Origin of the sequence: Aeromonas sp. R4-3 (assembly GCF_040908275.1) — a bacterium.
Taxonomy (GTDB): domain Bacteria; phylum Pseudomonadota; class Gammaproteobacteria; order Enterobacterales; family Aeromonadaceae; genus Aeromonas; species Aeromonas rivipollensis.
Map to the genome: position 1 here is coordinate 53787 of NZ_JBFODK010000028.1, position 23643 is coordinate 77429.

The window sequence follows — 23643 nt, forward strand, 5'->3', positions numbered from 1 at the left end:
ATGAGTTTCAAGCAACTTCTTGAAAATATGGAACATCACTTCGAGCCGGGTGGCAAGTACGCCAAGTACTATGCCCTGTTCGAGGCGGCGTATACCCTGTTTTATACCCCCGGGTCCGTGACCCGCAATGCCGCCCACGTCCGTGATGCGATCGATCTGAAGCGCATGATGATCATGGTGTGGCTGGCCGTGTTCCCGGCCATGTTCTGGGGCATGTACAACGTCGGCAACCAGTCCATCGCCGCCATCGCCCATCTGGGCAGCGCGGCCGGTGCCGATACCTGGCAATACACCATAGCGACCCTGCTGGGTGCTTCGCTGGATCCGGCCGTGGCTGGCATCGGCAGCAAGATGCTGATCGGTGCGGCCCACTTCCTGCCCATCTACCTGACCGTGTTCCTGGTCGGTGGTTTCTGGGAAGTGCTGTTCGCCATGGTGCGCAAGCACGAGATCAATGAAGGCTTCTTCGTAACCTCCATCCTGTTCGCCCTGATAGTGCCGCCCGAGCTGCCCCTGTGGCAAGCCGCGCTCGGCATCACCTTCGGCGTGGTGCTGGCCAAGGAAGTGTTCGGCGGTACTGGCAAGAACTTCCTGAACCCGGCCCTGGCGGGTCGTGCGTTCCTGTTCTTTGCCTACCCGGGCCAGATCTCCGGCGATGCCGTCTGGGTGGCCGTTGACGGCTATTCAGGCGCGACTGCGCTGAGCCAGTGGGCTCAGGGCGGCCAGATGGCGCTGATCAACGGTGCCACCGGCGAAGCCATCAGCTGGATGGATGCCTTCCTCGGCAACCTGCCGGGTTCCATCGGTGAAGTCTCCACCCTGATGATCCTCATCGGTGCGGCCATGATCGTCTACATGCGGATCGCCTCCTGGCGCATCATCGCCGGCGTCATGATCGGCATGGTGGCGACCTCCCTGCTGTTCAACGTCATAGGTTCAGATACCAACCCCATGTTCAGCATGCCGTGGCACTGGCATCTGGTGCTGGGCGGCTTCGCCTTTGGCATGGCCTTCATGGCGACCGATCCTGTCTCCGCCGCCTTTACCAACAAGGGCAAGTGGTGGTACGGCGCCCTCATCGGCGTCATGGTCGTGCTGATCCGTGTCGTGAACCCCGCGTTCCCGGAAGGCATGATGCTGGCCATTCTGTTTGCCAACCTGTTTGCCCCCTTGTTTGACCATTTCGTGGCGCAGGCGAACATCAAGCGGAGGATCGCACGTGGCGTTTAATAAAGACTCTACCATCGGCACTCTCGCCGTAGTGACCGGTCTGTGTCTGGTCTGCTCCATCGTGGTCTCCGTGGCCGCCGTGGGTCTGCGTCCGGCTCAGCTGGAAAACAAGGCGTTGGACAAGCAAAGCAACATACTGTCCGTTGCCGGTGTCGATGTCAGCTCTGTGGCCAAGCGTGACCTGGCCCAGCTGTATGGCGACAAGATTGAAGCGCGTCTGGTGGATCTGGCCACCGGTGAGTTCGTTGACGGCGATGCCGACAACTTCGACACCAAGCTGGCAGCCAAAGATCCGGCCAAGAGTGTTCGTCTGGCACCTGCCGACGACAAGGCTGGCCTGCGTCAGATTTCCAAGCTGATCCCGGTGTTCTTCGCGAAAGATGCCGAGGGCAAGGTCGACAACATCATTTTGCCGATCTACGGCCAGGGTCTGTGGTCCACCATGTATGCCTTCGTGGCGGTCGCGGCCGATGGCCAGACCATCAAGGGCATCACCTACTATGACCACGGTGAAACCCCGGGTCTGGGCGGTGAGATCGAGAACCCGGCCTGGCGCGAGCTGTTCGTCGGCAAGAAGCTGTTCGATCAGGACGGTCAGCCTGCGCTGCGGGTGATCAAGGGCCATGCTCCGGCTGGTTCCGAGCATGAAATCGACGGCCTGTCTGGCGCAACCCTGACCGGTAATGGCGTACAGCACACCTTCGACTTCTGGATGGGCCCCAAGGGTTTCGGTCCCTTCCTGTCCAAGGTACGTGCAGGAGAAATCAACAATGGCTGACAAGAGCGAAATGAAAAAATTGCTGTTGACGCCTGTGCTCGGCAACAACCCCATCGCACTGCAGGTGCTGGGTGTCTGTTCCGCGCTGGCCGTTACCAGCCAGATGAAGACGGCGTTCGTGATGACGCTGGCCGTTACCGCGGTCACCGCCTTCTCCAACCTGTTCATCTCCCTGATCCGCAACCAGATCCCGAACAGCGTGCGGATCATCGCCCAGATGGCGGTGATTGCCTCGCTGGTTATCGTGGTTGACCAGGTGCTCAAGGCCTATGCCTATGACATCTCCAAGCAACTGTCGGTGTTCGTCGGCCTCATCATCACCAACTGTATCGTGATGGGTCGTGCCGAAGCCTATGCCATGAAGAGCGCCCCGCTGCCCTCCTTCCTGGACGGCATCGGCAACGGTCTGGGGTATGGCGCCGTGCTGCTGGCCGTGGCCACAGTGCGCGAGATCCTGGGGTCAGGCACCTGGTTCGGCATCGAGCTGCTGCCGCTGGTGAACAATGGTGGCTGGTATGTGCCTAACGGCCTGCTGCTGCTGCCGCCGAGTGCATTCTTCATCATTGGTCTGATCATCTGGGGCGTACGCACCAAGGATCCCAAGCAGGTGGAGGCAAAGGATTAAGGTATGGAACACTATCTGAGTCTGTTGATTCGTTCGATCTTCATCGAAAACCTGGCGCTCTCCTTCTTCCTGGGGATGTGTACCTTCCTGGCGGTGTCCAAGAAGGTCAAGACAGCCATGGGCTTAGGGATTGCCGTTATCGTGGTTCAGACCGTTGCCGTTCCGGCCAACAACCTGATCTACAACTACGTGCTCAAAGACGGTGCCCTGGTCTCCGGCCTGGATCTCAGCTTCCTGAGCTTCATCACCTTCATCGGGGTGATCGCGGCCCTGGTGCAGATCCTGGAGATGGCGCTGGACAAGTACTTCCCGGCGCTCTACAACGCCCTCGGCATCTTCCTGCCGCTCATCACGGTGAACTGCGCCATCTTCGGCGGCGTCTCCTTCATGGTGCAGCGTGACTACAACTTCGTGGAGTCTGTGGTCTATGGCGTGGGGTCGGGTGCAGGCTGGATGCTGGCCATAGTCGCGATGGCAGGGATCCGCGAGAAGATGAAGTACTCCGATGTTCCGGAAGGCCTGCGTGGCCTCGGCATCACCTTCATCACCGCGGGTCTGATGGCGCTGGGCTTCATGTCCTTCTCTGGTATTTCCCTGTAATCGGAAAGGAAATATAGATGGAAATTATTCTGGGTGTGGTCATGTTCACCGTGATCCTGCTGGCCTTGGTGGCAGTCATTCTGTTCGCCAAGTCCAAGCTGGTGACCGCAGGTGACGTGACAATCAGCATCAACGGCGACCCGGCCAAGGCTGTGACCAGCCCGGCGGGTGGCAAGCTGCTCGGCGTGTTGGCCGGCAGCGGTATCTTCGTCTCCTCCGCCTGTGGCGGCGGTGGCTCCTGTGGTCAGTGCAAGGTGCGGGTGAAAGCCGGCGGCGGCGACATACTGCCGACCGAGCTGGATCACATCAGCAAGGGCGAAGCCCGTCATGGCGAGCGTCTGGCCTGTCAGGTCACCGTTCGTTCCGACATGGACATCGAGCTGCCGGAAGAGATCTTCGGCGTGAAGAAGTGGGACTGTACCGTCATCTCCAATGACAACAAGGCCACCTTCATCAAGGAACTCAAGCTGCAGATCCCCGATGGGGAGAGCGTGCCGTTCCGCGCCGGTGGTTATATCCAGATCGAAGCCCCTGCCCACCACGTGCAGTACAAGAACTTCGATATTCCCGAGGAGTATCGCGGGGACTGGGATCGCTTCAAGATCTTCGAGCTGGAGTCCAAGGTCGACGAGCCGATCATTCGTGCCTACTCCATGGCGAACTATCCGGAAGAGTTCGGCATCATCATGCTGAACGTGCGGATCGCGACTCCGCCGCCCAGCAACTGGACCGCGCCTCCCGGCCAGATGTCCTCCTACATCTTCAGCCTGAAGGCTGGGGACAAGGTGACCATCTCGGGTCCGTTCGGTGAGTTCTTCGCCAAGGACACCGACGCCGAAATGGTGTTCGTCGGTGGTGGTGCCGGCATGGCGCCGATGCGTTCCCACATCTTCGACCAGCTGCGTCGCCTGAAGACCAAGCGCAAGATGAGCTTCTGGTACGGTGCCCGTTCCAAGCGCGAGATGTTCTATGTCGAGGATTTCGACATGCTGGCCGCCGAGAACGACAACTTCCAGTGGCACGTCGCCCTGTCGGATCCGCAACCGGAAGACAACTGGGATGGCTACACCGGCTTCATCCACAACGTCTTGTTCGAGAACTACCTCAAGAACCACGAGGCACCGGAAGATTGCGAGTTCTACATGTGTGGACCTCCCGTGATGAACGCTGCCGTCATCAACATGCTGAAAAACCTCGGCGTTGAAGACGAGAACATCCTCCTGGATGACTTTGGTGGTTAATCCATGCACAGTGTTGTAAAGACCTGGCTAGCCTTAGGGCTAGCCTTTTTCTTGACTGGGTGCGGTCAGAAATCGGTCCAATCCAAGCCGGAGATCCACATCACCGGCAGCACCATGGGCACCTACTACTCCATCAAGGTGGCGGATGCCGCCGTCACGGATGCCGCCAAGCTTCAGGCCGAGGTGGATGTCCTGCTGGAGCGGGTCAACGATCAGATGTCCACCTACCGCCCGGATTCCGAGTTGTCGCGCTTCAACCAGCACAAGGGCAATACCCCGCTGGTGGTCTCCCGTGACACAGCCCGGGTGGTGACCGAGGCCATTCACATTGGCCGCGAGAGCCGCGGGGCGCTGGACGTCACCGTGGGCCCCCTGGTCAATCTGTGGGGCTTTGGGCCGGATGCCAAACCGACCAAGGTGCCATCCGACGAGCTGATCACCCAGACCCGGCAGAAGACGGGCCTCGGCAATCTGCATGTGGTAACCTCGGTCGACGCCGACACCCTGCAAAAGGACATCCCGGATCTCTATGTGGATCTCTCCGCCATCGCCAAGGGTTTCGGGGTGGACAAGGTGGCCGAGTACCTGGAATCCCTGGGGGCGCGCAACTACCTGGTGGAGATCGGCGGCGAGCTGCGGATCAATGGCGTCAACGGCAAGGGTCACCCCTGGCGCGTCGCCATCGAGAAGCCGACCGCCAATGCCGGCTCGGTGCAGGAAGTGATAGTGCCAGGGGATAACGGCGTCGCCACCTCGGGGGACTATCGCAACTACTACGAGCTGGATGGCAAGCGCTTCTCCCACACCATAGATCCGCTGACGGGCAAGCCCATCACCCATCGCATGGTGTCGGTCACAGTGATCCACCCCTCCTGCATGACGGCAGACGGGTTGGCCACGGCGCTGACCGTCATGGGAACGCAGAAGAGCCTGGCCTATGCCAAGGAGCGGGGTCTGGCCATCTTCGTCATCACCAAGACGGACCAGGGCTTCGAGGAGGCTTACTCGGATGCCTTCAAGCCCTACCTGGCCAAGCAGCCCGGTTAACAGTGCAGGCACCGCCATCACTCACCGGGGTGGCGCTGCCTGAGAATCTTGTCGCCGGATGCCGTTGAGCCGTATCTGGTTAAACAGTAAAGGGGTAATACCATGCAGATCTTTCTGATCACCTTCGGGGTGTTTCTGGTGGTGGTGGTGGCCATGGCCATCGGCTACATCTTCCAGAAGAAGACCATCTCCGGCTCCTGTGGCGGCCTTGGCACCATAGGGATCGAGAAGGAGTGTGACTGCCCGGAGCCCTGCGACAACCGCAAGAAGAAGATGGCCAAGGAAGAGGCCCGTCGCAAGATGCTGGTGGACAACCGCATCCTCTGAGGGCGAGCACCCGAGTGCGGGTGCATCGAATGCACGGGAGCCGACCCAGGGTCGGCTCGCGTTTTTATGGCACTCAGTAATCGTATTTGTGGCAGGATTTCTTGCTAAATTCCGCTTTCCTCTGCGCCAGCTCCTCCCTGGTGCCCAGCTCGTCCCCCTGCTTGATGGCCTTCTCCAGTATCTCTATGCGCTCAAACAGCCAGCTGCACTCGGCGGTCGGATGGTCCTTGGTCATGCCCGTCAGCGGCAACAGCAGCAGGCAGAGTCCCGGCCAGATTGCTCTCATCTCTCTCCTCCTTGAGTCTCATGTGGATGGTGCCTTGAGAGTCTATCCGCCCGTCTCCTCCCGTGCGCTGGCAGAAATGACAGGGCTGGGGTAGCATGGGGTCTTGACTGGTTATTCATACAGTGGTGTTGCCGCCTCGTCACGACAGCGGCGGGTGCACCCAACCACGCGGCAGGCGCCGACAGCTCAACAGACTCTGGCATGCGCAAGATCATTCACATCGACATGGACTGCTTCTTCGCCGCGGTGGAGATGCGGGACAACCCGGCCCTGCGGGAGGTGCCGCTGGCCATCGGCGGCTCGGCCGACCGGCGCGGCGTCATCTCCACCTGCAACTATGTGGCGCGCCGCTTCGGGGTGCGCTCAGCCATGCCGAGCGCCCTGGCCAGGAAGCTCTGCCCGCCGCTGGTGCTGCTGCCGGGGCGGATGGCCGTCTACAAGGAGACCTCCCGCCAGTTGCAGGCCATCTTCCTGCGCTACACCGACAGGGTGGAGCCGCTCTCACTCGATGAGGCCTACCTCGATGTCACGGACAGCCCCCACTGCGGCGGCAGCGCCACCCTGATGGCGGCCGAGATCCGCGCCGCCATCGCCCTCGAGCTGGGACTGACCGCCTCGGCCGGGGTGGCGCCGAACAAGTTTCTGGCCAAGCTCGCCTCCGAGCAGCGCAAGCCGGACGGCCTCTTCGTGATAAGGCCCCGGGAGGTGGACGAGTTCGTGCGCCAGCTGCAGCTCGGCAAACTACCCGGCATAGGCCGCAAGACGGCCCAGAGGCTGGAGTCCCTCGGGCTCTACTCCTGCGAGGATGCGCGCCAGCTCGGCAACGAGGAGCTGGTGAGCCGCTTCGGCAAGCTGGGGGAGATGCTCGCCGGTCGCATCTGGGGGCACGATGAGCAACCGGTGCAGGCCCAGCGGACCCGCAAGACCATAGGGGTGGAGACGACCCTGGCCAGCGACGTGCTGGATGAAGCCGCCTGCTGGGAGGTGCTCAGCCGGCTCATCCCCGAGCTGGAGCTGCGCTTTGCCAGGGCCTGCCCTGCGGAGGCGCTGATGGGGCAGGGGATCAAGCTGAAATTCGCCGATTTTCAGCAGACCACAGTCTATCGCAAGGGCAGTTATCAGGCCGCCCGCTTCCACGATCTGCTGCACGAGGGGTTGCTGCGGGCTCAAGGAAAACCCATTCGCCTGCTCGGTCTGGTGGTAGGACTGCCCGGGGCCGGGGAAATCAATCAACTGAGCCTGGATCTCAGCTGATTTAGTTAAGTTTTTGTGTCCAAAACCGATACAGTGTTCACATCTGTAGACGTTAGGAAATCGTGGCATGAGTTCTCTTTCTGTTCAGGGACGGATCACCCTGATTGCCGGTTGTTGCCTGTTGGCCAGTGCCGCCGCACTGGTCGCTTCTTCCCTCTTCAATGCGGCCCGTATGCAGGAGCAGGTGCTCACCTCTACCACCCTGGAGGGGCAGCACGCGGCAGAAAACTGGATGAAGGCCATGGGGTCCACCCAGGCGGCCAGAGTGACCAGCTACCTCGACGAGGCCTATTTCAGAGCCACCCTGCTGGCGGAGGGCATTTTGTTCCAGCGCAAGAACGCGGCCGACAACTTCGTTCACTCCGAGGCGCTGCGCAATGCCGTGAACCAGCAGTTGCAGGACGCGGCGGAGTCATCGGCCAATCTGCTCGGGGTCTATGCGGTATTCGAACCCAATCAGCTCGACGGCGAAGACGACAACTATCAGGGCTCGACCGCGCTCGGGGCCAACGACAAGGGGCGCTTCTCCAGCTACTGGGCCAGAGTCGACGGCAAGGTGACCCTGGAGGTGATGGACGAGGCGCTGCTGGCCAACGACAAGCCGTCCGAGCACGGTGGCCTGGAGAATGACTGGTACAGCTGCAGCATTCGCAGCCGTGCCCTCTGTTTGCTCGATCCCTATGTGGACGAGGTGGGCACCCGGCAGGTGCTGATGACCTCGGTGACGGCCCCTTTGCTGGATCAGGGGACCCTGCTCGGCATGGTCGGGGTCGACATCTCGCTGGCCACCTTGCAAAGCCTGGTGGAGGAGATGGACAAGACGCTCTATGACGGTCAGGGCAAGGTGCTGCTGCTCAGTCACGAGGGCCGGGTGGCCGGGGTCGAAGGGTTCAAGGTCGCTCTTGGGGATACCCTGGATCAGCAGGGGCTGTCGACGGATCTCAACGGCTGGCTCGCCAAGGGGGAGGTGGTCACGCGCTGGAGCCCGGATGGCGCCCTGTTGCAGACCTTCGTGCCGGTCAGCATGCGCGGGACGGATCGCCAGTGGGGCATCTACATCGAACTGCCCCGCGCCGTGGTGCTCGCCTCTGCCCTGCAACTGCAGGATGAGCTCGAGACCCAGTCCCAGCGCAGCGTCGCCACCCAGCTGCTGATCGGCGGGGCCATCTCGGCCCTGGCCCTGCTCTGCATCTGGCTCATGGCTCAGCGCATCGTTGCCCCCATTCGCACCGTGGTGGCCCGCCTCAAGGACATCGCCAGCGGCGAGGGGGATCTGACCCAGCGCATCGACCTGCACCGTGATGACGAGATCGGCGAATTGGCGAAGTGGTTCAACAACTTCCTGGACAAGCTGCAATCCACCATCAGCCAGGTGATCGATACGGTGGCCGGTACCCGGGCCAGCGCGTCGCTGGCGGCGCAGGGGGCCGAGCGCACCAGTGCCGGCATGCAGTCCCAGTACCAGGAGGTGGATCTGGTGGCCACGGCGTTCGAGGAGCTGAGCGCCACCGCCCTGCAGGTCGCGGGCAATGCCAGCTCGGCGGTGAGCGCGGCCAACCAGGCGGACATGGCGGCGCAGGAGGGCAAGTCCGTGGTCGCCGATACCCAGCAGGCCATGTCCAGGCTGATGGCGGTGATCAGCGACGCCAAGCCCGTGGTGGAGCGGCTGGCCGCCAACAGCGACAACATCAACGACATCCTCATCGTGATCCAGGGGATAGCCGAGCAGACCAACCTGCTGGCGCTCAATGCCGCCATCGAGGCGGCGCGGGCCGGTGAACAGGGCCGCGGCTTCGCCGTGGTGGCCGACGAGGTGCGCAACCTGGCCGGCCGTACCCAGAATGCCATCGTCGAGATCCAGACGCTGATCACCGAGCTGCAGTCGGGCACAGAGGCTGTGGTCAAGGCGATCATGACGGGCCACAGTCAGGCGGGTCTGACCCTTGGCAAGGTGGAGCTGTCGGTCAGCGTGCTGGAGCAGATCATCCATGCGGTGGCCACTATCCATCAGATGAACGAGCAGATAGCCAGGGCGGCGCAGGAGCAGAGCGGGGTGGCGGACGAGATCAACCGCAACGTCAGCAACATCCGCGACGTGAGCCATACCATCAGGGCCGAGGCGGCGACCTCGGCCGACAACGGACGGGAGTTGTCGCAACTGGCGGACAAGCAGCAGCAACTGGTGGGGCAATTCAGGGTATAGCGATAAGAAAAAAGGCGCCATCCAACCGGAGGCGCCAAACACATTCAGATGACAGACTGGGTTAAATCGCATTGATTTAGCCCTTCTTCCCGCAGAGGAAGAAACACAACACCACAATCGCTGTCGGCCCACTCACAAAAACCACATGTAAACCAACATGGAAGAGAAGGTGTGAGCCATATGGCAACGGATTGCGTGGCGAATTATGTTTATTCACTGGTCGACCCGCAACCGACAATTTATAATGCGCCCCATTAGAAAAACTCATCGTCGGCTGGTGTCATGTCTCGTCGTTTACCCCCGCTCAATGCCCTGAAAGCATTCGAAGCAGCGGCTCGCCACTTAAGCTTTACCCGCGCAGCAGAAGAGTTGTTTGTGACTCAGGCCGCCATCAGCCACCAGATCAAGGCGCTGGAGGAGTACCTCGGCATCAAGCTGTTCCGTCGCAAGAACCGCTCCCTGCTGCTGACCGAGGAGGGGCAGAGCTACTTCCTCGACATCAAGGACATCTTCGCTTCCATCTCAGAGGCCACCGACAAGCTGCTGGCCCGCAGCGCCAAGGGGGCGCTCACCGTCTCCCTGCAGCCGAGTTTCGCCATCCAGTGGCTGGTGCCCAGGCTGGTGAAGTTCAGCGAGCGCCACCCCGACATCGATGTGCGGATCAAGGCGGTGGATATGGACGAGGGATCCCTGACCGACGACGTGGACGTGGCTATCTACTACGGCCGTGGCAACTGGCCCGGGCTGCGCTCGGACAAGCTGCACACCGAGTACCTGATCCCGGTCTGCTCCCCCCTGCTGCTGACCGGCCCCAAGCCCCTGCGCACCCCGGAGGATCTGACCAGGCACACCCTGCTGCACGACACCTCCCGGCGCGACTGGAAGGCCTGGTTCCGCCAGCTCGACATCGACGCCCCCAACGTCAACCAGGGGCCCATCTTCAGCCACTCCACCATGGTGATCCAGGCGGCTATCCACGGTCAGGGGGTGGCGCTCGGTCACAGCGTGCTGGCCCAGCCCGAGATCGAGGCGGGTCGCCTCATCTGCCCGTTCGAGCAGGTGCTGGTGAGCAAGAATGCCTTCTACCTGGTGTGCCAGGAGCAGCAGTCCGATCAGGGCAAGATAGTGGCCTTCCGCGACTGGATGCTGGAGCTGGTGGAGCAGGAGGAGGCCCGTCGCCGGGCCCGTCTCGCCGATGGTTGAGGGGATGGATGTAACAAGAGAGGGGGCGAGCGACGCCCCCGTTCGCATTCTGCTGGCCCACGGCGCGGGCGCCGGCATGGATCATGCCTTTCTCGCCGAGCTGTCGCGGCTGCTGGCGGGGCCGGATATCGAGGTGGTGCGCTTCAACTTCCCCTACATGAGCAAGCGGGCCCAGGATGGCAAGCGCAGGCCGCCGGACCGGCAACCCGTGCTGCTCGCCCATTGGCGCGAGATGGTGCGCGCGTTTGCCCATCCCCGGTTGTTCCTGGCGGGCAAGTCCATGGGGGGGCGGATGGCGGCCGAGCTATATCACGAAGGGGGCGACGAGATGAATGCTGCAGGATTGCTCATTCTCGGGTATCCTTTCCACCCCCCGGCCAGCCCCGACCGCTGGCGGGGTGACGTGCTCAAGCAGATCACGACGCCGATCCTGCTGCTGCAGGGGGAGCGCGACACCTTTGGCTCTCGCGCCGAGCTGGCCGATTTCCCCTTCTCCCCCGCCGTATCGGTCCACTGGCTGACCGATGGGGATCATGGCTTCAAGCCGAGGAAGGCCAGCGGCGTGAGCGAGCAGGAGAACCTGCGACAGGCTGCGGAGCGGATCAAGGGGTTTATCGCGGCGACCCCGTCCCGGTGTGCCTGAAGGGATGGCCGCGCGCAGAGAACGAGGAGAGAGGATGCAAGTCCATCGACATTGGCTGGTGCTGGCGGGTTGTTTCGGCCTGACGGCCACCATGCTGGGAGCCTATGGGGCTCACGGGTTGGCGGCGACAGGCATAGCCCCTTCACTGCTGGCGGCGTTCAACACAGCGGTGCAGTATCAGTTTTTTCACGCCCTGGCCCTGCTGGTGCTGGGGTGGTGCGGCGTGCGCAGCAAGGTGATTACCTTCGCGGGCACCGCCTTTGTGCTGGGGATCCTGGGATTCTCCGGCAGTATTTACGCCATGGTGCTGCTTGGCAGCAAGGGGCTGGGGCTCATCACCCCGGCCGGTGGCCTCTGTTTTATGTTGGGATGGGCGGCTCTGATATGGGCCGGCTGTCGTCTTGGAGGAAAAAATGAATAATCTGCTGCTTTATTGCCGCCCGGGTTTTGAGAAAGAGGCGGCGGCAGAGATCACCGAACGAGCCAGCAACATGCAGTGCTACGGCTTCGCCCGGGTCAAGGACGACAGCGGTTACGTGATTTTCGAACTGTATGACGAGGAGCAGGCCGATCTGCTGGCCCGCAAGCTGCCGTTCCGTGAGCTCATCTTCATCCGACAGATGCTGGTGGTGACCCATGAGCTGAAGGATCTGGACCTCTCCGATCGGGTTTCCCCCATCATAGAGGCGACCCGTGACTATGCCATCTGTGGCGATCTGCGGGTGGAGACGGCCGACACCAACGAGGCGAAGGAGCTCTCTGCCTTCTGCCGCAAGTTCACGGTGCCGCTGCGCCAGGCGCTGCGCGGCAACGAGATCCTGACCAAGAAGGAGACGCCGCACCGTCCGGTGTTCCACGCCTTCTTCATGGCCAATGATCACCTGTTGCTGGGGTACTCCTACTCCTTCAACAACTCCGAGTTCCACATGGGCATTCCGCGCCTGCGCTGCCCGCCGGATGCCCCGAGTCGCTCCAGCCTCAAGTTGGAAGAGGCCTTCTATGTGTTCGTGCCGCGGGAAGAGTGGGAGCTGCGCCTCACCTCCGGCATGAAGGCCGTGGATCTGGGCGCCTGCCCGGGCGGCTGGACCTATCAGCTGGTGCGTCGTGGCATGATGGTGACCGCGGTGGACAACGGCTCCATGGCCCAGTCCCTGATGGATACCGGCCAGGTCAAGCACATTCGCGACGACGGCTTCGTCTGGCGGCCAGGCAAGAAGAACACCTACTGGCTGGTGTGCGACATGGTGGACAAGCCGGCGCGGGTGGTCCACATGATTGCCGACTGGTTCCGTGAGAACGACTGCCAGGAGGCCATGTTCAACCTCAAGCTGCCGATGAAGAAGCGCTATGCCGAGGCGGTGCACAACATAGAGGTGCTGCGGGAGATGCTCAAGGAGATCGACAATGCGTTCGTGATCCAGGCCAAGCAGCTCTACCACGATCGCGAAGAGATCACCGTGCACGTCTACAACAAGTTCTGGGTCTCCAAGCTCGAACCCAAGTCCTGAGCAGGGCCCCTGCGTCACCCGGTGTGACGCCAAATAAAAACCGGACGGCTGACCCCGTCCGGTTTTTTGCTTTCTGGCGCCATCAGAAGCGGTAGTCGAAGCGCATCATGGACTCGTCATCGGTGATCTTGAGCTCGATCTGGAGCGGAATTGTCTTGTCGGTGGGGTTGAACTGCATCTTGACGCCGTCCCCCCTGAGCTTGACCGAGGTATGGATGCCACCGGCGTTGAACTTGATCCTCGGTTTGTGCTTTTCGAACGAGAGGCTCACGCTCTTCTCGGCCGTCAGGTTCAGTTTCTGGTAGGGGGTGACCCGCTGGGTGCCGTTGCTGTCGGTCATGATATCCACGCCGAGGGAGAGCGGCTTGGGGCTCTTGAGCAGGTCGTTGGTATCGATATTGGACTGCCAGGTCTGCTTGGCCGGCGGCTCGTACTGAGGGGGCGGTGTCAACCAGGCGTTGTCGATGGGCCTGTCTAATGCCATGGTACTGCTGCTGAAGATCAGCACGATGAAAGTAGCACGCATGATGGATCTCCTTATCCCTCATATGAACATAGTATTCATCTGACGAGGGAGATAGGGGGATCCGGTATAAAACGAAGGGAGCCGAAGCTCCCTTTTTAAATCAATCAGTTAGATATGATTTATAGACGGTCTATGATGGCCTGGGTGAATTCGCTGGTGGAGGCCGTGCCCCCCAGATCCCGGGTCACCCGATCGCCGGACTCGATGGTCGCCCGTACTGCCTCGCGGATGCGCTCGGCCTTGTCCTGCATGCCCAGGTATTCCAGCATCTGGATGGAGGCGAGGATCACCGAGGTCGGGTTGGCGATGTTCTTGCCGGCGATGTCCGGCGCCGAGCCGTGCACCGCTTCGAAGATGGCGGCGCCCTCACCTATGTTGGCACCAGGGGCCATCCCCAGGCCCCCCACCAGACCGGCGCAGAGATCCGAGAGGATGTCGCCGAACAGGTTGGTGGTGACCATGACATCGAACCGCTCCGGGTACATCACCAGATTCATGCAGGCGGCGTCGACTATCATCTCTTCGTTCTGGATATCCGGATAGCGGGCGGCCACCTCGCGCGCCACTTCCAGGAACAAGCCAGAGGTGGACTTGAGGATGTTGGCCTTGTGGATGATGGTGACCTTCTTGCGCCCTTCCTGGCGCGCCAGCTCGAAGGCGAAGGTGACGATGCGTTCAGCCCCGTCGCGGGTGATGATGCTCATCGCCTCGGCGCTCTGGTTGTCATCGCTGCGCTTCTGGCCGGCGCCCGAGTACATGCCCTCGGTGTTTTCACGCACAGTGATGATGTCGATGTTGTCGTAACGGCTCCTGGTGCCTTTGAAGGAGATCACCGGGCGCACGTTGGCGTAGAGGTTGAACTTCTTGCGCAGGGAGACGTTGATGGAGGTGAAGCCGCCGCCGACCGGGGTGGTGAGGGGGCCCTTCAGGCTGACCTTGTTCTTCTCAATCAAATCGAGGGTGGACTGGGGCAGCAGCTCACCGTGCTTCTCCAGCGCGACCAGACCGGCATCGGCATAGTCATAGTCAAAATCACAGCCGGCGTGTGTCAGGATCTGGATGGCGGATTCGATGATGCTGGGGCCTATGCCGTCGCCCGGAATGACGGTAATTTTTCTTTTTGACATGAGACGTATCCACTTCTAGGGAACAGAGGGGGAGGATTCGGCGGTTTTATACCATTTTTGCACCACTTCCTCCATGTTTCTTTACATTTTTCCCATTTATGTCAACAGGTATGGCCTGTTTCGGGGAATAGTGTGCCGGGGATCACGCCCCAGAGTCGGGCTCGGGCGGGTAGCGTATCTCTCTCAGGTTGAAGCCTAAGGGGATGTCTTGCTGCAGCCGCACCAGCCGCTGGGCCAGCAGGGCCTCCTCCTTGTGCTGGCGCAACTTGAGCAGAGGCTTGCCCGCGTCTTCCTGCTGGCAGGCGTCCAGCATGGCGGCCAGATCGCCATATTGTTGCAGCAGCTGGGTCGCCGTCTTTGGCCCTATGCCCGGCACTCCCTTGATGTTGGAGCCGCCGATGCCGGTCAGGGCCCAGAAGTCCACCAGCTGCGCCGGGACGACGCCATATTGCTGCTGGATGAAGGCCTCATCCAGCCAGCGCTTGTTGAAGTAGTCGCGGACCCGGATCTGCGGGCAGATGAGCTGGCAGAAGCCCTTGTCGGTGGAGATGATGGTGGCCCTGGCGCCGTGCTGGGCAATTCCACTGGCTAACGTGGCGATAAGATCGTCCGCCTCGTCGGTCTGGGAGAGCAGGGCATCCACACCGCACTCCCAGAAGGCGTCCTGCAAGTCGGCCAGTCCCTCCCTCAGCTCCTGTGGCATGGGAGTGCGTCCCTCCTTGTAGGCCGGATAGATCTCCTTGCGCCAGCTGTGCACCTCGCCGTCAAACACGGCGATGGCGTGGGTCGGTTCGCTGCCGGCCAGCAGTTTCTTGCAGGTGTTGATGAGGTTGGCGCGGGTGGCGATCAGGGCCTGGGCCGGGGTCAGCGCCTGCTGGGCTTGCACCGCGTGCAGTCGGCGGATGAGGTTGAGGGCATCGATGATGAGCAGGTGTGGCCTGGGGTGTGGCATGGCAGGGAGCACTCTTGGCGGTCGGGACGGCCCATTGTAACAAGGGATGGGCGCCGTGCTAACCCCGGACGCCAGGGCCGGGAAGTGAAGGAGGGGCCTGGGGCCCCTCCTGTCATCATGGGCGCTGCGCCCTTATTTCACGATTTCGTAGCAGGGAATGTACTGGCTGCCAGGCAGCTTCATCCGCTGCTGCCTGACGAAGCTCTCCAGCAGCCTGTCCATCAGGTGCATCAGCTCCTTGTCGCCGTGCAGCTTGAAGGGGCCCTTCTTCTCGATGGCGCGAATGCCCCCTTCCTTGACGTTGCCCGCCACTATGCCGGAGAAGGCGCGCCTCAGGTTGGCCGCCAGCAGTTGGGGCGGCTGGTTGCGGTGCAGATCCAGGCTCGCCATGCTGGCGTGATCCGGCTCGAACGGCAGCTGGAACTCCGGCTCTATGCGCAAGGACCAGTTGAAGGAGTAGGCATCGCCCACCGACTTGCGGTATTCGCGGATCTTCGGCATCGCCTCCTTCATCACCCGCGCCACTTCCGGGGCATCCCCGACGATGATGCGGTAGAGGCTGGTGGCCGGCTCACCCAGGGTAGCCTTGACGAAGTCGTCGATGGCGCGGAAGTAGTCGGCGCTCTCCTTCGGCCCGGTCAGTATGATGGGCATGGGCTGCCGCTCGTTGGCCGGGTGCATCATGATGCCGAGCAGATAGAGCAGCTCCTCGGCGGTGCCGACCCCGCCCGGGAAGATGATGATGCCGTGGCCCAGGCGCACGAAGGCCTCCAGCCGCTTCTCGATGTCCGGCAGTATCACCAGCTCGTTGACAATGGGGTTTGGCGGTTCGGCGGCGATGATGGAGGGCTCGGTGAGACCTATGTAGCGGCCGTTGCGCACCCGCTGCTTGGCGTGGCCGACGGCGGCCCCCTTCATGGGGCCTTCCATGGCACCCGGGCCGCAGCCGGTGCAGATGTTGAGCTCCCGCAGACCCAGCTCGCTGCCCACGGCGCGGGTGTACTGGTACTCCACCTCGTTGATGGAGTGACCGCCCCAGCAGACCACCAGGTTGGGATCGGCGCCGGGCAGGATCGCCTTGGCGTTGCGCAGTATGGCGAACACCACGTTGGATATATGGGTGGAGCTGGTGAGGTTGACCAGGCGATTGGACTCCAGCTGGGTCGAGACATAGAGGATGTCGCGCAGCACGGAGAACAGGTGCTCCTGGATGCCGCGGATGATCTCGCCATCGACGAAGGCGTGCTCGGGGGCATTGAACAGCTCGAGTTTGACCCCGCGCTCGCGCCGGATCACATGAATATCGAAGGACTTGAAGCGCTCCAGTATCTCTTTGGAGCTGTCGGTGTGGCTGCCGGAGTTGAGCACCGCCAGCGAGCAGTTGCGAAACAGTTGATAGATATCGCTGGAGGCGGTCTGCTTGAGGCGATCCACCTCAAGTTGGGACAGCAGGTCCATGCTGCCCACGGGATTGATGTGTGTAATCATAATTTCCCCTTTCACTCGCTTGTTATCGTTGTGCTTTCCCTGGGGAGAAAACGGGATGCCATGGCATCCCTCGATTTCGATAGTAGAGGCAAGGGGTGGGGCAGGGGAATAGGGGGGCGGTGCGTTTGCCTGTTTTTTAGCCGCAGTTCAACCCGGGTTCAGGCCAGATTGACCTGATCCCGGCCCAGATTCTTGGAGCTGTAGAGTGCCTTGTCGGCGCGCTCGAATGCGTCCGTGGTGTGGTCCCCTTCGCGAAACAGGGTGGCGCCGATGGAGATGGTTATCTCGACTCTGGCATCCCTGAACCGGAACGGGATGCTCTTGACCGTCTGGCGCAGGTTCTCCAGGGGTTTCTGGTACTTGTCCGGATTGATGTTCGGCAGCAGCACCACGAACTCTTCTCCCCCGAAGCGGGCGATGAAATCGGTGTCACGCAAGGCGTTTTGCAGGGCCTTGGCGACCACTTTCAATGCCTTGTCACCGGCCATGTGGCCGTAGTTGTCATTGATGTTCTTGAAGTGGTCGATGTCGATAATCGCCAGACACAGGGGGGTGCCATAGCGCAGCCAGCGCTTGTACTCGAGCTCGAGCCGCTCGTCGAGGGCCGCCCTGTTGTGCACCTGGGTCAGGCTGTCGAGGAACAGCTTGTGCTTCTGGATGGTGAGCCGTTTCTTGTACTCGGCCGTCTCCTCCTTCATCAGTCGCAGCTTGGCTTCCATGTTGGAGAGGTGAGTGAGCAGGTGACGCTCGCGGCTGGCCATGGCCTCCCGCTCCTGCTGCAGGCGGCGTATGGTATCCAGGTGGCTGGAGATGGCTCCCTTGAGAGACAGCGGGGAGTTGTGGGTCGCCATGGTGTGATCGATGGCCGCGAGTTCCCGCTCCAGCGCCTGGCCGCTGAGGTGGGTGGCATTTTGCAGCGCCCGCCCCTCGTCCAGGGATTCGGTAAAGTTGAAATGTACCGCTGAGAGGCTCTCGTTGAGGGAGCTGAGGAAGGCCTGGGAGGATTTACGCTCTTCCCGGGTCCCCTCAATGATGAGCTCGATGATCTGCAGGCAGATCTCCGCCAGCAGGGGTGGAGTGATCCCTCCCAGCAGTTGGCGGCGGATGTCCGCCAGGCTCTCCCCCACGGCGCCGGCAAAGTCGAGCTCTGTGATGAGCCGCTGCAGCTCATCGGAGATCTGGGCGTGGGCCTTGATATCGAAGGAGTCGGTGGGCGCCGGGTTGGAGAGCTCGGTGGCCATCTCGGGGGCGAGCAGCGGCTGGCGTGGCAGCAGCTGGATCTTGATGGCCTGCTGGTAGAACTCCAGCAAGCGGATCACCTTCTTCTGGTGATCGCCTATGCCATAGCCCTCGGGGCTCGCGAGAAACTCCTTGAGGGAGCGACGAGTATCTTCCGGGAAGCCCTTCAATGACTTGAGCTGCTTGCTGCCGAGTTCGATGGCGGCCCGGGTCAGACTGATGGACTCCTCCATGGCGTGGCCATGTTGCTGCAACAGCTTCTCGATGACGGCGAGATCGGCGTCGAGCGAGGAGAGGGGAGGATTGCCATCGAGCTTCTGCTTGAGCTTGGCGAGCCGGCTGTCCAGTTCACGATCGTGACCACGGCAGGCCTGCATCAGCTTGCCGATAAACTGGATGCTGCGGGTGCGTTCGGCATCGGAGAACGTGGCCATGCCATCGAGCTCCTGCTGTTTTTGCTGAAGGGATTCCCTGAGTCTTGCCAGTTGTCCTGTTACGGCAGCGATATCATTCATTGTGCAGGTCGCCCTGTTGTCATTATCGTTTTTGTGTCGTCCAGCAACAGTAAGCCAATGAAAGACCCCGTTGAGTACCTTTTGTTATGGGTTATCCGGCACTTTCGTCCGTGAAAGCAAAAGCCAATTAACCCATTGCTTTTCATGAGAAGAATTTACTTTTACCAGTCCCTTGTCAATTGCCATCAAGCAGCATTGCCACACATCGCCATTAAAAAATGCGGCCTGTTGGCAATCGATGGCCGCCAGCTCCAGCCAGACGCTCTGCTGGTATTTGTCACTGAGTTGCATGGCCCCCGAGAGCGCCAGATAACAGAGGTCGAACAGGCCGTGATGATCGAGGGCCATGGCCGCCTTGGGCAGGAAGGGATGGCTGACGATGCCGAGGCTGATGTGCCTGTCCAGCGGGTATTCGCAGGGGAAGGCGGCCAGGGTCTCCAGCAGCTCCTGTGCCAGCTGGTGCAGCTGGGCCACGTGACGCTGGGGCACCACATAGAGCAGGTGTCCCTCGCGCAGGTCGTAGATGCGGCCATCCTGGGGGGTCAGCTGATTGACGTAGCGGCCGAAGGCCTGCTCAATCTCGCGGCTGACCTGATATCCATGCTGCTCCAGGCTGTTGACCAGGAAGGGCACCCGGAACAGCAGGTAGTGGAGCTTGTCGTCAAACTCGCTGGTGGGGCGCTCGCTCAGGTACCAGCGATCGGATTTTTGCTGGCGCTTGGCCATCTCGCGAGGCCAGCGGCTCATCAGTCGCTGCCAGTTGGCAAGGCCGCTGCGCGGCTCGATGAGCAGGGCTTCGCCCAGCTGTCTGGCATTGAGGCGGGCGACCCGCAGCTTGAGCCAGAGGGTGAAGAAGAGGTAGATGAACAGGACCAGCAGCAGGCCAGTGCTGACGCTGGTCCAGAGATAGCGCTCCTGCTGATGCTGGCTCTGGTCGAGGCGCTGCTCCAGTTCCTTGACCTGCTGGACCCGCTCCACCTGGGCGTAGTTGTCGCGGACCGCCTCCTGCTCCAGATCGAGCTGCTGCTGGCGGACCAGCTCGCTGCGCTGGTGATAATTCTTGTAGCTCTCGAGGGCCTGCTGGAGGTAGCCCTTCTGCTCGTAGGCGATGGCGAGCAGCCGGAAGATTTCAAACTGGCGGCGGATGTCGCCAATCCGGTTGGCCAGGGTCAGGGCATTCTCCAGCTGCAGGATGGCGATGCCCGCCTCCTGCTGCTTGAGGTGCAGCTCTCCCAGCAGCAACAGGGTGTCGATCAGCGACTCCTTGTCGTCCCCCAGCTCGTGGGACTGGCGCGCCGCATTGAGGTAGTTGCGGGCCAGGGTCAGGTTGCCGGTCTGCAGATAGGTCTTGCCTATCTCGAACTTGAGGTGGGCGATGCGGGTGCGGTTGTTGTTCTCGCCCAGCAGATCCAGGGCGTTGAAGAAGTAGACCAGCGCCATGTTCATCTCCCCCTGATCCCGGTTGAGCCGGGCGAGCACTATCAGGGCGTCGCTCAGCAGGGAGGGGTTACCGAGGGCATGGAAGTAGTTGGCCGCCTCGTTGGCATACTGCAGCGCTTTTTGCGGCTCCTGCTCCGCCTGATAGAGGCTGATCATCTGGTTCGACAGCAGGCCGAGGAAGAGGGGATCCTGCAGATTCTTGGCCTGCTGCTGGGCGTCGATATACTCCCCGAGGGCGAGCTGGGGCTGTCCGAGCGCCTGATAGAGATCCCCTCCCACGGCGCTGACCCAGGCCCTGGCCAGGGGGTTCTTGGCCTGTTCCGCCCATTGGCGCGCCTCTGTCAGCTGGCGCTTGGCCAGATCGAACTGCCGCCCCTCCATGCTGGCATTGACGTGCAGCAGGCGGCTGTAGACCTGCAGCTGACTCTCTTTGAGGCCGGGGTTGGTCAGCAGCTTGTCCAGCTGTTCGAGCGCCATAGTGCTGGCGCCAGGGGCATGCTCCTGCATCTCCCGGCTGCGGATCTTGAGGTAGAGACCATGGGCCTGCAGCTCGAACTGCTGCTCCTTCTCGGCCATGGCGATGCCCTTGTCGAAGGAGTCCTGGGCCGGCTGGCTTTGTCCCAGCTGTTGCAGGCACTCGCCCTGAAGCAGGTAGGCACCCGTGGTCTGGGTCGCGGTGCCATAGCTCAGGATCGGCTCCCGATAGCCGTATTCCTGACGGTTGCTGATGATTTGCTTGGGGTTATTGGCCGTGCGTTCGAGGAAGGAGGTGGCAATCTGGACACATCTGGCGGGATCGGTCAGCACCAGGGTCTGTGCCTGCTGCAGATCGATAGACAACTGCTCCTTGGCCAGATCCAGATCCGGAGCCGACAGGGAGGACATCATCATTGCCAGAAAAAACAGTTGATTCATTGGATTAAGAACGGCACCGAGGTGCAGGCATGTTATCCAAGCCCACCCCCGCCCGTCCAGAGTTCATTGATGACATGGGTGATGGGCCTGCTCCCCGGGTTGTGGCGCCGGGTTTACTGGCGGATGAGGCGCAGGTTGGCGGGCACCGGCTCCCAGTCGCTGCGGAAGGGGTTGATGTCCAGGCCCCCGCGGCGGGTGTAGCGGGCATAGACGGTCAGCTGCTGCGGGGCGCAGAAGTGCTTGAGATCGATGAAGATGCGCTCTATGCACTGCTCGTGGAACTCGTTGTGCTGGCGGAAGGAGATGAGATAGCGCAGCAGCTTCTCCCGATTGAGGCGCGGGCCGCGGTAGTGGATCACCAGGGATCCCCAGTCCGGCTGGCTGGTGACCAGGCAGTTGGACTTGAGCAGATGGCTGTGCAGTGTCTCTTCCACTATGTCCGCCTCTGCGGCCCCTTGCAGCAGGGTCTGGTCAAACTCGTAGCCGTCGATCTCGATGTCCTGTTCGTCGATGCATTCACCCGGCAGCAGCGCTATCTGGTGGGGGGCCTGATCGAGGGGGAAGAGGGTGACGCTCACCTCCGCCCCGGCACAGGCGCTCAGGTCTTTGGCTAGCAGTGCCTGCACCGCCGCCAGCGAGTCGCAACGGGTCTGGTTGAAGGAGTTGAGGTAGAGCTTGAACGACTTGGATTCGATGAGGTTTGGGCTGGTGGCGGGCACGGCCACTTCGCCGAGCGCGACCACGGGCTTGCCCTTGGCGTTGAGCCAGGAGAGTTCATACAGGGTCCAGACGTCGCAGCCCTGGAAGGGCAGCATTTCGCCAAGGCCGAGATCGTCGCGGTTCAGACTGCGTGGCACGGGTTGCAGCAGGGACGGGGTGTACTGGCTGATGTAGGCAGACTGCTGCCCCAGGCTCAGGCCCTGCAACGCGCTGGCGCCTGCGTATCTCTCTTGTTTGCTCATGCTTGTATGCTCACGCTTGTCTGATAAAGGGTTTGATGGTGCAATGCCCGGATTTTTCGGTCAGGTTCTTGCGGCGATCAGAGGCCGCTATTGTGGGGAATATCGATGTCGGATCAAGTCCTGTCTGCCCTGGAGCAGTTCTTTTTACGCTGGCAGCGCGATGGCGAGGCCAGGCGAGGGCTGCCTCTGTGTGAGTGGGAGGCCGACTGGCGCTCCCCTTGCGAGCTGGATGAGCCCAGGGAGGGGCGGGTGGCCTGGCGTCCGCACCGGCGCCCTGTGCCCGCCGACTTTGCGGCCATGGCCGATGCCCTGGAGCTGACTCTGCACCCGAGTGCCCTTGCCCTGTTTGGCCACTGGTTCAGCCGCCCGCTCCCCTGCTCCTACAAGGGGCTGCGCATCGAACTCATACTGCCGTGGAACGAGGCCGATCTGGACTTGCTCAAGGAGAACCTCATCGGTCACCTGCTGATGCTGCGCAAGTTGAAGCGCACCCCTTCGCTCTTCATCGCCACCACCCGCAACGAGATGACGCTGGTGTCGCTCGATAACGAGAGCGGCCAGGTGTGGCTGGAGTGGCTGGACTCCGGTCGCCGTCTGGTGCTGGCCCCCTCCCTGCCCGATTTTCTCGCGCGGCTGGAAACCTTGCCGCAATAAGCGGACCCGTTTTCTCTCGCCCTGTATGAACGAGAAGGGCCTTGCCAGATGGCAAGGCCCTTCTTTCATGGGGGGAACGGTGCAGGAGTTAGTCCTTGAAGTCCCAGGAGAGGTTGGAGACCAGCCGGCAGGGATCGCACTTGAAGTCGAAGATCTCGTGCAGTGGCGCTGCCAGTGCCCAGTCGCCGCCACAGCCTGGGCAGGGTCGTGCCAACTCCGCCGCCTTGCTCAGGCCGCCGACCCTATAGAGGTAGTAGTAAGTCGGGATCCCGCAGAGCCCCTCCAGTCGTCTGGCCAGATCGCTGCCCCGGCGCTGCAGGCGGCTGCCCACCTCGCTGATTTCGTGCAGCACAGCGTGCTCGGCGATGGAGCCGTTCATCTGCAACTGATCGCAGGCTTCCCAATCCTCCTGCCACTTGATGATCTGCTTGTGGTCGCCATTGGCGATGGCGGGTAGGCGGTAGAGCGGAATGGGGGCGAAGTGATCGCCGCAGCGCAGGGGGGAGCAAGTGTGCACAAAGCTGGTGTAGAGCAGCATCCAGCTCGGCCGCTCGCCCTCCTGGCCGCAAGGATCCGTACTGTCGGAGAGCAGATCCATGCCGAGCAGATGGGGCTTGGGGGCCAGCAGCCCCGCCTGGTGCAGGCCCTGTTCGGCCAGCGCGACCTGTTCGCTCTGGTTGTCCGGGTGCAGGCTGTCCTGCTCCGGGCAGACCACCCGGCTGACGAAGCCACCATCCTGCATGCTGGTGGGAAACTCCCGTCCCAGGATCTGCCCCTGGTAGCGCAGCATGTCGAGGTAGTTGACGATGGCCGGCTCGGCTTCGCCGAGGGAGGTGTCACGGTAACATTCAAAGTTGAGTTCGAGGATATACATGGGGAG

At 61.7% G+C, this 23643-nt stretch carries 23 protein-coding genes; 14 read left to right on the forward strand and 9 right to left on the reverse strand.

The features are described from left to right. The 7 genes from AB5Y91_RS08420 (at position 1) to nqrM (ending at position 5848) form a co-directional block, all read left to right on the forward strand. Complete coding sequence (locus AB5Y91_RS08420; RefSeq protein ID WP_042649549.1) at positions 1-1230, forward strand: NADH:ubiquinone reductase (Na(+)-transporting) subunit B; 1230 nt, start codon at positions 1-3, stop codon at positions 1228-1230. After that, complete coding sequence (locus tag AB5Y91_RS08425; RefSeq protein ID WP_368169540.1) at positions 1220-2008, forward strand: Na(+)-translocating NADH-quinone reductase subunit C; 789 nt, start codon at positions 1220-1222, stop codon at positions 2006-2008. The genes AB5Y91_RS08420 and AB5Y91_RS08425 overlap by 11 nt, the downstream gene beginning before the upstream one ends. Beyond that, positions 2001-2633 (forward strand): NADH:ubiquinone reductase (Na(+)-transporting) subunit D, encoded by a 633-nt coding sequence (locus AB5Y91_RS08430; RefSeq protein ID WP_042654098.1) that lies wholly within the window; start codon positions 2001-2003, stop codon positions 2631-2633. Before AB5Y91_RS08425 ends, AB5Y91_RS08430 begins: the two co-directional genes overlap by 8 nt. Positions 2634-2636: 3 nt before the next feature. Next, complete coding sequence (gene nqrE, locus AB5Y91_RS08435) at positions 2637-3233, forward strand: NADH:ubiquinone reductase (Na(+)-transporting) subunit E (protein ID WP_005330713.1); 597 nt, start codon at positions 2637-2639, stop codon at positions 3231-3233. Positions 3234-3250: 17 nt separating this feature from the next. Continuing rightward, entirely contained in the window at positions 3251-4474 is a 1224-nt protein-coding gene (nqrF, locus tag AB5Y91_RS08440; RefSeq protein ID WP_103244418.1) for an NADH:ubiquinone reductase (Na(+)-transporting) subunit F, read from the forward strand. A 3-nt stretch (positions 4475-4477) separates the two neighbouring features. Continuing rightward, on the forward strand, positions 4478-5521 hold the full coding sequence (locus AB5Y91_RS08445) for an FAD:protein FMN transferase (RefSeq protein WP_368169541.1): 1044 nt from the start codon (positions 4478-4480) through the stop codon (positions 5519-5521). 102 nt (positions 5522-5623) lie between these two features. Continuing rightward, positions 5624-5848 (forward strand): (Na+)-NQR maturation NqrM, encoded by a 225-nt coding sequence (nqrM, locus tag AB5Y91_RS08450; protein ID WP_005330718.1) that lies wholly within the window; start codon positions 5624-5626, stop codon positions 5846-5848. A 73-nt stretch (positions 5849-5921) separates the two neighbouring features. On the opposite strand, the gene AB5Y91_RS08455 is transcribed toward nqrM, so the two are convergent. Beyond that, positions 5922-6134 (reverse strand): hypothetical protein, encoded by a 213-nt coding sequence (locus AB5Y91_RS08455; protein ID WP_005330720.1) that lies wholly within the window; start codon positions 6132-6134, stop codon positions 5922-5924. A gap of 201 nt (positions 6135-6335) precedes the next feature. Here AB5Y91_RS08455 and dinB point away from each other — a divergent pair, with 201 nt between their 5' ends. The 6 genes from dinB to rlmM all read left to right on the forward strand — a co-directional run bounded on the left by dinB (position 6336) and on the right by rlmM (position 12945). After that, entirely contained in the window at positions 6336-7388 is a 1053-nt protein-coding gene (dinB, locus tag AB5Y91_RS08460; RefSeq protein ID WP_368169542.1) for a DNA polymerase IV, read from the forward strand. Positions 7389-7455: 67 nt separating this feature from the next. Then, positions 7456-9591 (forward strand): methyl-accepting chemotaxis protein, encoded by a 2136-nt coding sequence (locus AB5Y91_RS08465; protein WP_289983707.1) that lies wholly within the window; start codon positions 7456-7458, stop codon positions 9589-9591. A gap of 282 nt (positions 9592-9873) precedes the next feature. Then, on the forward strand, positions 9874-10794 hold the full coding sequence (locus AB5Y91_RS08470; protein WP_025327944.1) for a transcriptional regulator GcvA: 921 nt from the start codon (positions 9874-9876) through the stop codon (positions 10792-10794). 4 nt (positions 10795-10798) lie between these two features. Next, the gene (locus AB5Y91_RS08475) at positions 10799-11437 is read left to right on the forward strand and encodes an alpha/beta family hydrolase (RefSeq protein ID WP_368169543.1); all 639 of its coding nucleotides are present in this window, start codon (positions 10799-10801) and stop codon (positions 11435-11437) included. 34 nt (positions 11438-11471) lie between these two features. Continuing rightward, a complete protein-coding gene (locus tag AB5Y91_RS08480) occupies positions 11472-11858 on the forward strand; it encodes a DUF423 domain-containing protein (RefSeq protein ID WP_043130931.1) in 387 nt (128 codons plus the stop codon). Continuing rightward, positions 11851-12945 carry a 23S rRNA (cytidine(2498)-2'-O)-methyltransferase RlmM gene (gene rlmM, locus AB5Y91_RS08485; protein ID WP_025327941.1) on the forward strand — a complete coding sequence of 365 codons (1095 nt, stop codon included), beginning with the start codon at positions 11851-11853 and terminating at the stop codon, positions 12943-12945. The genes AB5Y91_RS08480 and rlmM overlap by 8 nt, the downstream gene beginning before the upstream one ends. Positions 12946-13027: 82 nt before the next feature. On the opposite strand, the gene AB5Y91_RS08490 is transcribed toward rlmM, so the two are convergent. The 7 genes from AB5Y91_RS08490 to queF form a co-directional block, all read right to left on the reverse strand. Then, the gene (locus tag AB5Y91_RS08490; RefSeq protein WP_005330733.1) at positions 13028-13471 is read right to left on the reverse strand and encodes a hypothetical protein; all 444 of its coding nucleotides are present in this window, start codon (positions 13469-13471) and stop codon (positions 13028-13030) included. 119 nt (positions 13472-13590) lie between these two features. Beyond that, positions 13591-14598, reverse strand: a complete 1008-nt coding sequence (locus tag AB5Y91_RS08495; RefSeq protein ID WP_025327939.1) for an isocitrate dehydrogenase — start codon at positions 14596-14598, stop codon at positions 13591-13593. Positions 14599-14740: 142 nt separating this feature from the next. Further along, on the reverse strand, positions 14741-15550 hold the full coding sequence (gene xni / locus AB5Y91_RS08500) for a flap endonuclease Xni (protein ID WP_368169544.1): 810 nt from the start codon (positions 15548-15550) through the stop codon (positions 14741-14743). 132 nt (positions 15551-15682) lie between these two features. After that, a complete protein-coding gene (gene ppnN / locus AB5Y91_RS08505) occupies positions 15683-17038 on the reverse strand; it encodes a nucleotide 5'-monophosphate nucleosidase PpnN (RefSeq protein WP_106886059.1) in 1356 nt (451 codons plus the stop codon). 158 nt (positions 17039-17196) lie between these two features. After that, positions 17197-18792, reverse strand: a complete 1596-nt coding sequence (locus tag AB5Y91_RS08510) for a diguanylate cyclase (RefSeq protein ID WP_368169545.1) — start codon at positions 18790-18792, stop codon at positions 17197-17199. A gap of 84 nt (positions 18793-18876) precedes the next feature. Then, positions 18877-21147, reverse strand: a complete 2271-nt coding sequence (locus AB5Y91_RS08515; protein ID WP_106886061.1) for a hypothetical protein — start codon at positions 21145-21147, stop codon at positions 18877-18879. 113 nt (positions 21148-21260) lie between these two features. Next, positions 21261-22109, reverse strand: coding sequence for an NADPH-dependent 7-cyano-7-deazaguanine reductase QueF (gene queF, locus AB5Y91_RS08520; protein WP_368169546.1), 849 nt, complete (start codon positions 22107-22109; stop codon positions 21261-21263). A gap of 105 nt (positions 22110-22214) precedes the next feature. On the opposite strand from queF, the gene syd reads away from it, so the two are divergent. Then, positions 22215-22763, forward strand: coding sequence for a SecY-interacting protein (gene syd / locus AB5Y91_RS08525; protein ID WP_368169547.1), 549 nt, complete (start codon positions 22215-22217; stop codon positions 22761-22763). A gap of 88 nt (positions 22764-22851) precedes the next feature. Here the strand turns inward: syd and AB5Y91_RS08530 are convergent, their stop codons facing one another. Beyond that, positions 22852-23637, reverse strand: a complete 786-nt coding sequence (locus tag AB5Y91_RS08530) for a Zn-ribbon-containing protein (RefSeq protein ID WP_234677239.1) — start codon at positions 23635-23637, stop codon at positions 22852-22854. Between the last annotated feature and the right edge of the window lie 6 nt (positions 23638-23643).

Coding starts and splice junctions, on each gene's coding strand:
- AB5Y91_RS08530 (WP_234677239.1), bottom strand. CDS start 23,637: ATGTATATCCTCGAACTCAACTTTGAATGTTACCGTGACACCTCCCTC.
- AB5Y91_RS08455 (WP_005330720.1), bottom strand. CDS start 6,134: ATGAGAGCAATCTGGCCGGGACTCTGCCTGCTGCTGTTGCCGCTGACG.
- AB5Y91_RS08420 (WP_042649549.1), top strand. CDS start 1: ATGAGTTTCAAGCAACTTCTTGAAAATATGGAACATCACTTCGAGCCG.
- syd (WP_368169547.1), top strand. CDS start 22,215: ATGTCGGATCAAGTCCTGTCTGCCCTGGAGCAGTTCTTTTTACGCTGG.
- AB5Y91_RS08510 (WP_368169545.1), bottom strand. CDS start 18,792: ATGAATGATATCGCTGCCGTAACAGGACAACTGGCAAGACTCAGGGAA.
- AB5Y91_RS08470 (WP_025327944.1), top strand. CDS start 9,874: ATGTCTCGTCGTTTACCCCCGCTCAATGCCCTGAAAGCATTCGAAGCA.
- xni (WP_368169544.1), bottom strand. CDS start 15,550: ATGCCACACCCCAGGCCACACCTGCTCATCATCGATGCCCTCAACCTC.
- AB5Y91_RS08495 (WP_025327939.1), bottom strand. CDS start 14,598: ATGTCAAAAAGAAAAATTACCGTCATTCCGGGCGACGGCATAGGCCCC.
- nqrM (WP_005330718.1), top strand. CDS start 5,624: ATGCAGATCTTTCTGATCACCTTCGGGGTGTTTCTGGTGGTGGTGGTG.
- AB5Y91_RS08430 (WP_042654098.1), top strand. CDS start 2,001: ATGGCTGACAAGAGCGAAATGAAAAAATTGCTGTTGACGCCTGTGCTC.
- nqrE (WP_005330713.1), top strand. CDS start 2,637: ATGGAACACTATCTGAGTCTGTTGATTCGTTCGATCTTCATCGAAAAC.
- AB5Y91_RS08515 (WP_106886061.1), bottom strand. CDS start 21,147: ATGAATCAACTGTTTTTTCTGGCAATGATGATGTCCTCCCTGTCGGCT.
- ppnN (WP_106886059.1), bottom strand. CDS start 17,038: ATGATTACACACATCAATCCCGTGGGCAGCATGGACCTGCTGTCCCAA.
- AB5Y91_RS08480 (WP_043130931.1), top strand. CDS start 11,472: ATGCAAGTCCATCGACATTGGCTGGTGCTGGCGGGTTGTTTCGGCCTG.
- queF (WP_368169546.1), bottom strand. CDS start 22,109: ATGAGCAAACAAGAGAGATACGCAGGCGCCAGCGCGTTGCAGGGCCTG.
- nqrF (WP_103244418.1), top strand. CDS start 3,251: ATGGAAATTATTCTGGGTGTGGTCATGTTCACCGTGATCCTGCTGGCC.
- rlmM (WP_025327941.1), top strand. CDS start 11,851: ATGAATAATCTGCTGCTTTATTGCCGCCCGGGTTTTGAGAAAGAGGCG.
- AB5Y91_RS08490 (WP_005330733.1), bottom strand. CDS start 13,471: ATGCGTGCTACTTTCATCGTGCTGATCTTCAGCAGCAGTACCATGGCA.
- AB5Y91_RS08475 (WP_368169543.1), top strand. CDS start 10,799: ATGGATGTAACAAGAGAGGGGGCGAGCGACGCCCCCGTTCGCATTCTG.
- dinB (WP_368169542.1), top strand. CDS start 6,336: ATGCGCAAGATCATTCACATCGACATGGACTGCTTCTTCGCCGCGGTG.
- AB5Y91_RS08465 (WP_289983707.1), top strand. CDS start 7,456: ATGAGTTCTCTTTCTGTTCAGGGACGGATCACCCTGATTGCCGGTTGT.
- AB5Y91_RS08445 (WP_368169541.1), top strand. CDS start 4,478: ATGCACAGTGTTGTAAAGACCTGGCTAGCCTTAGGGCTAGCCTTTTTC.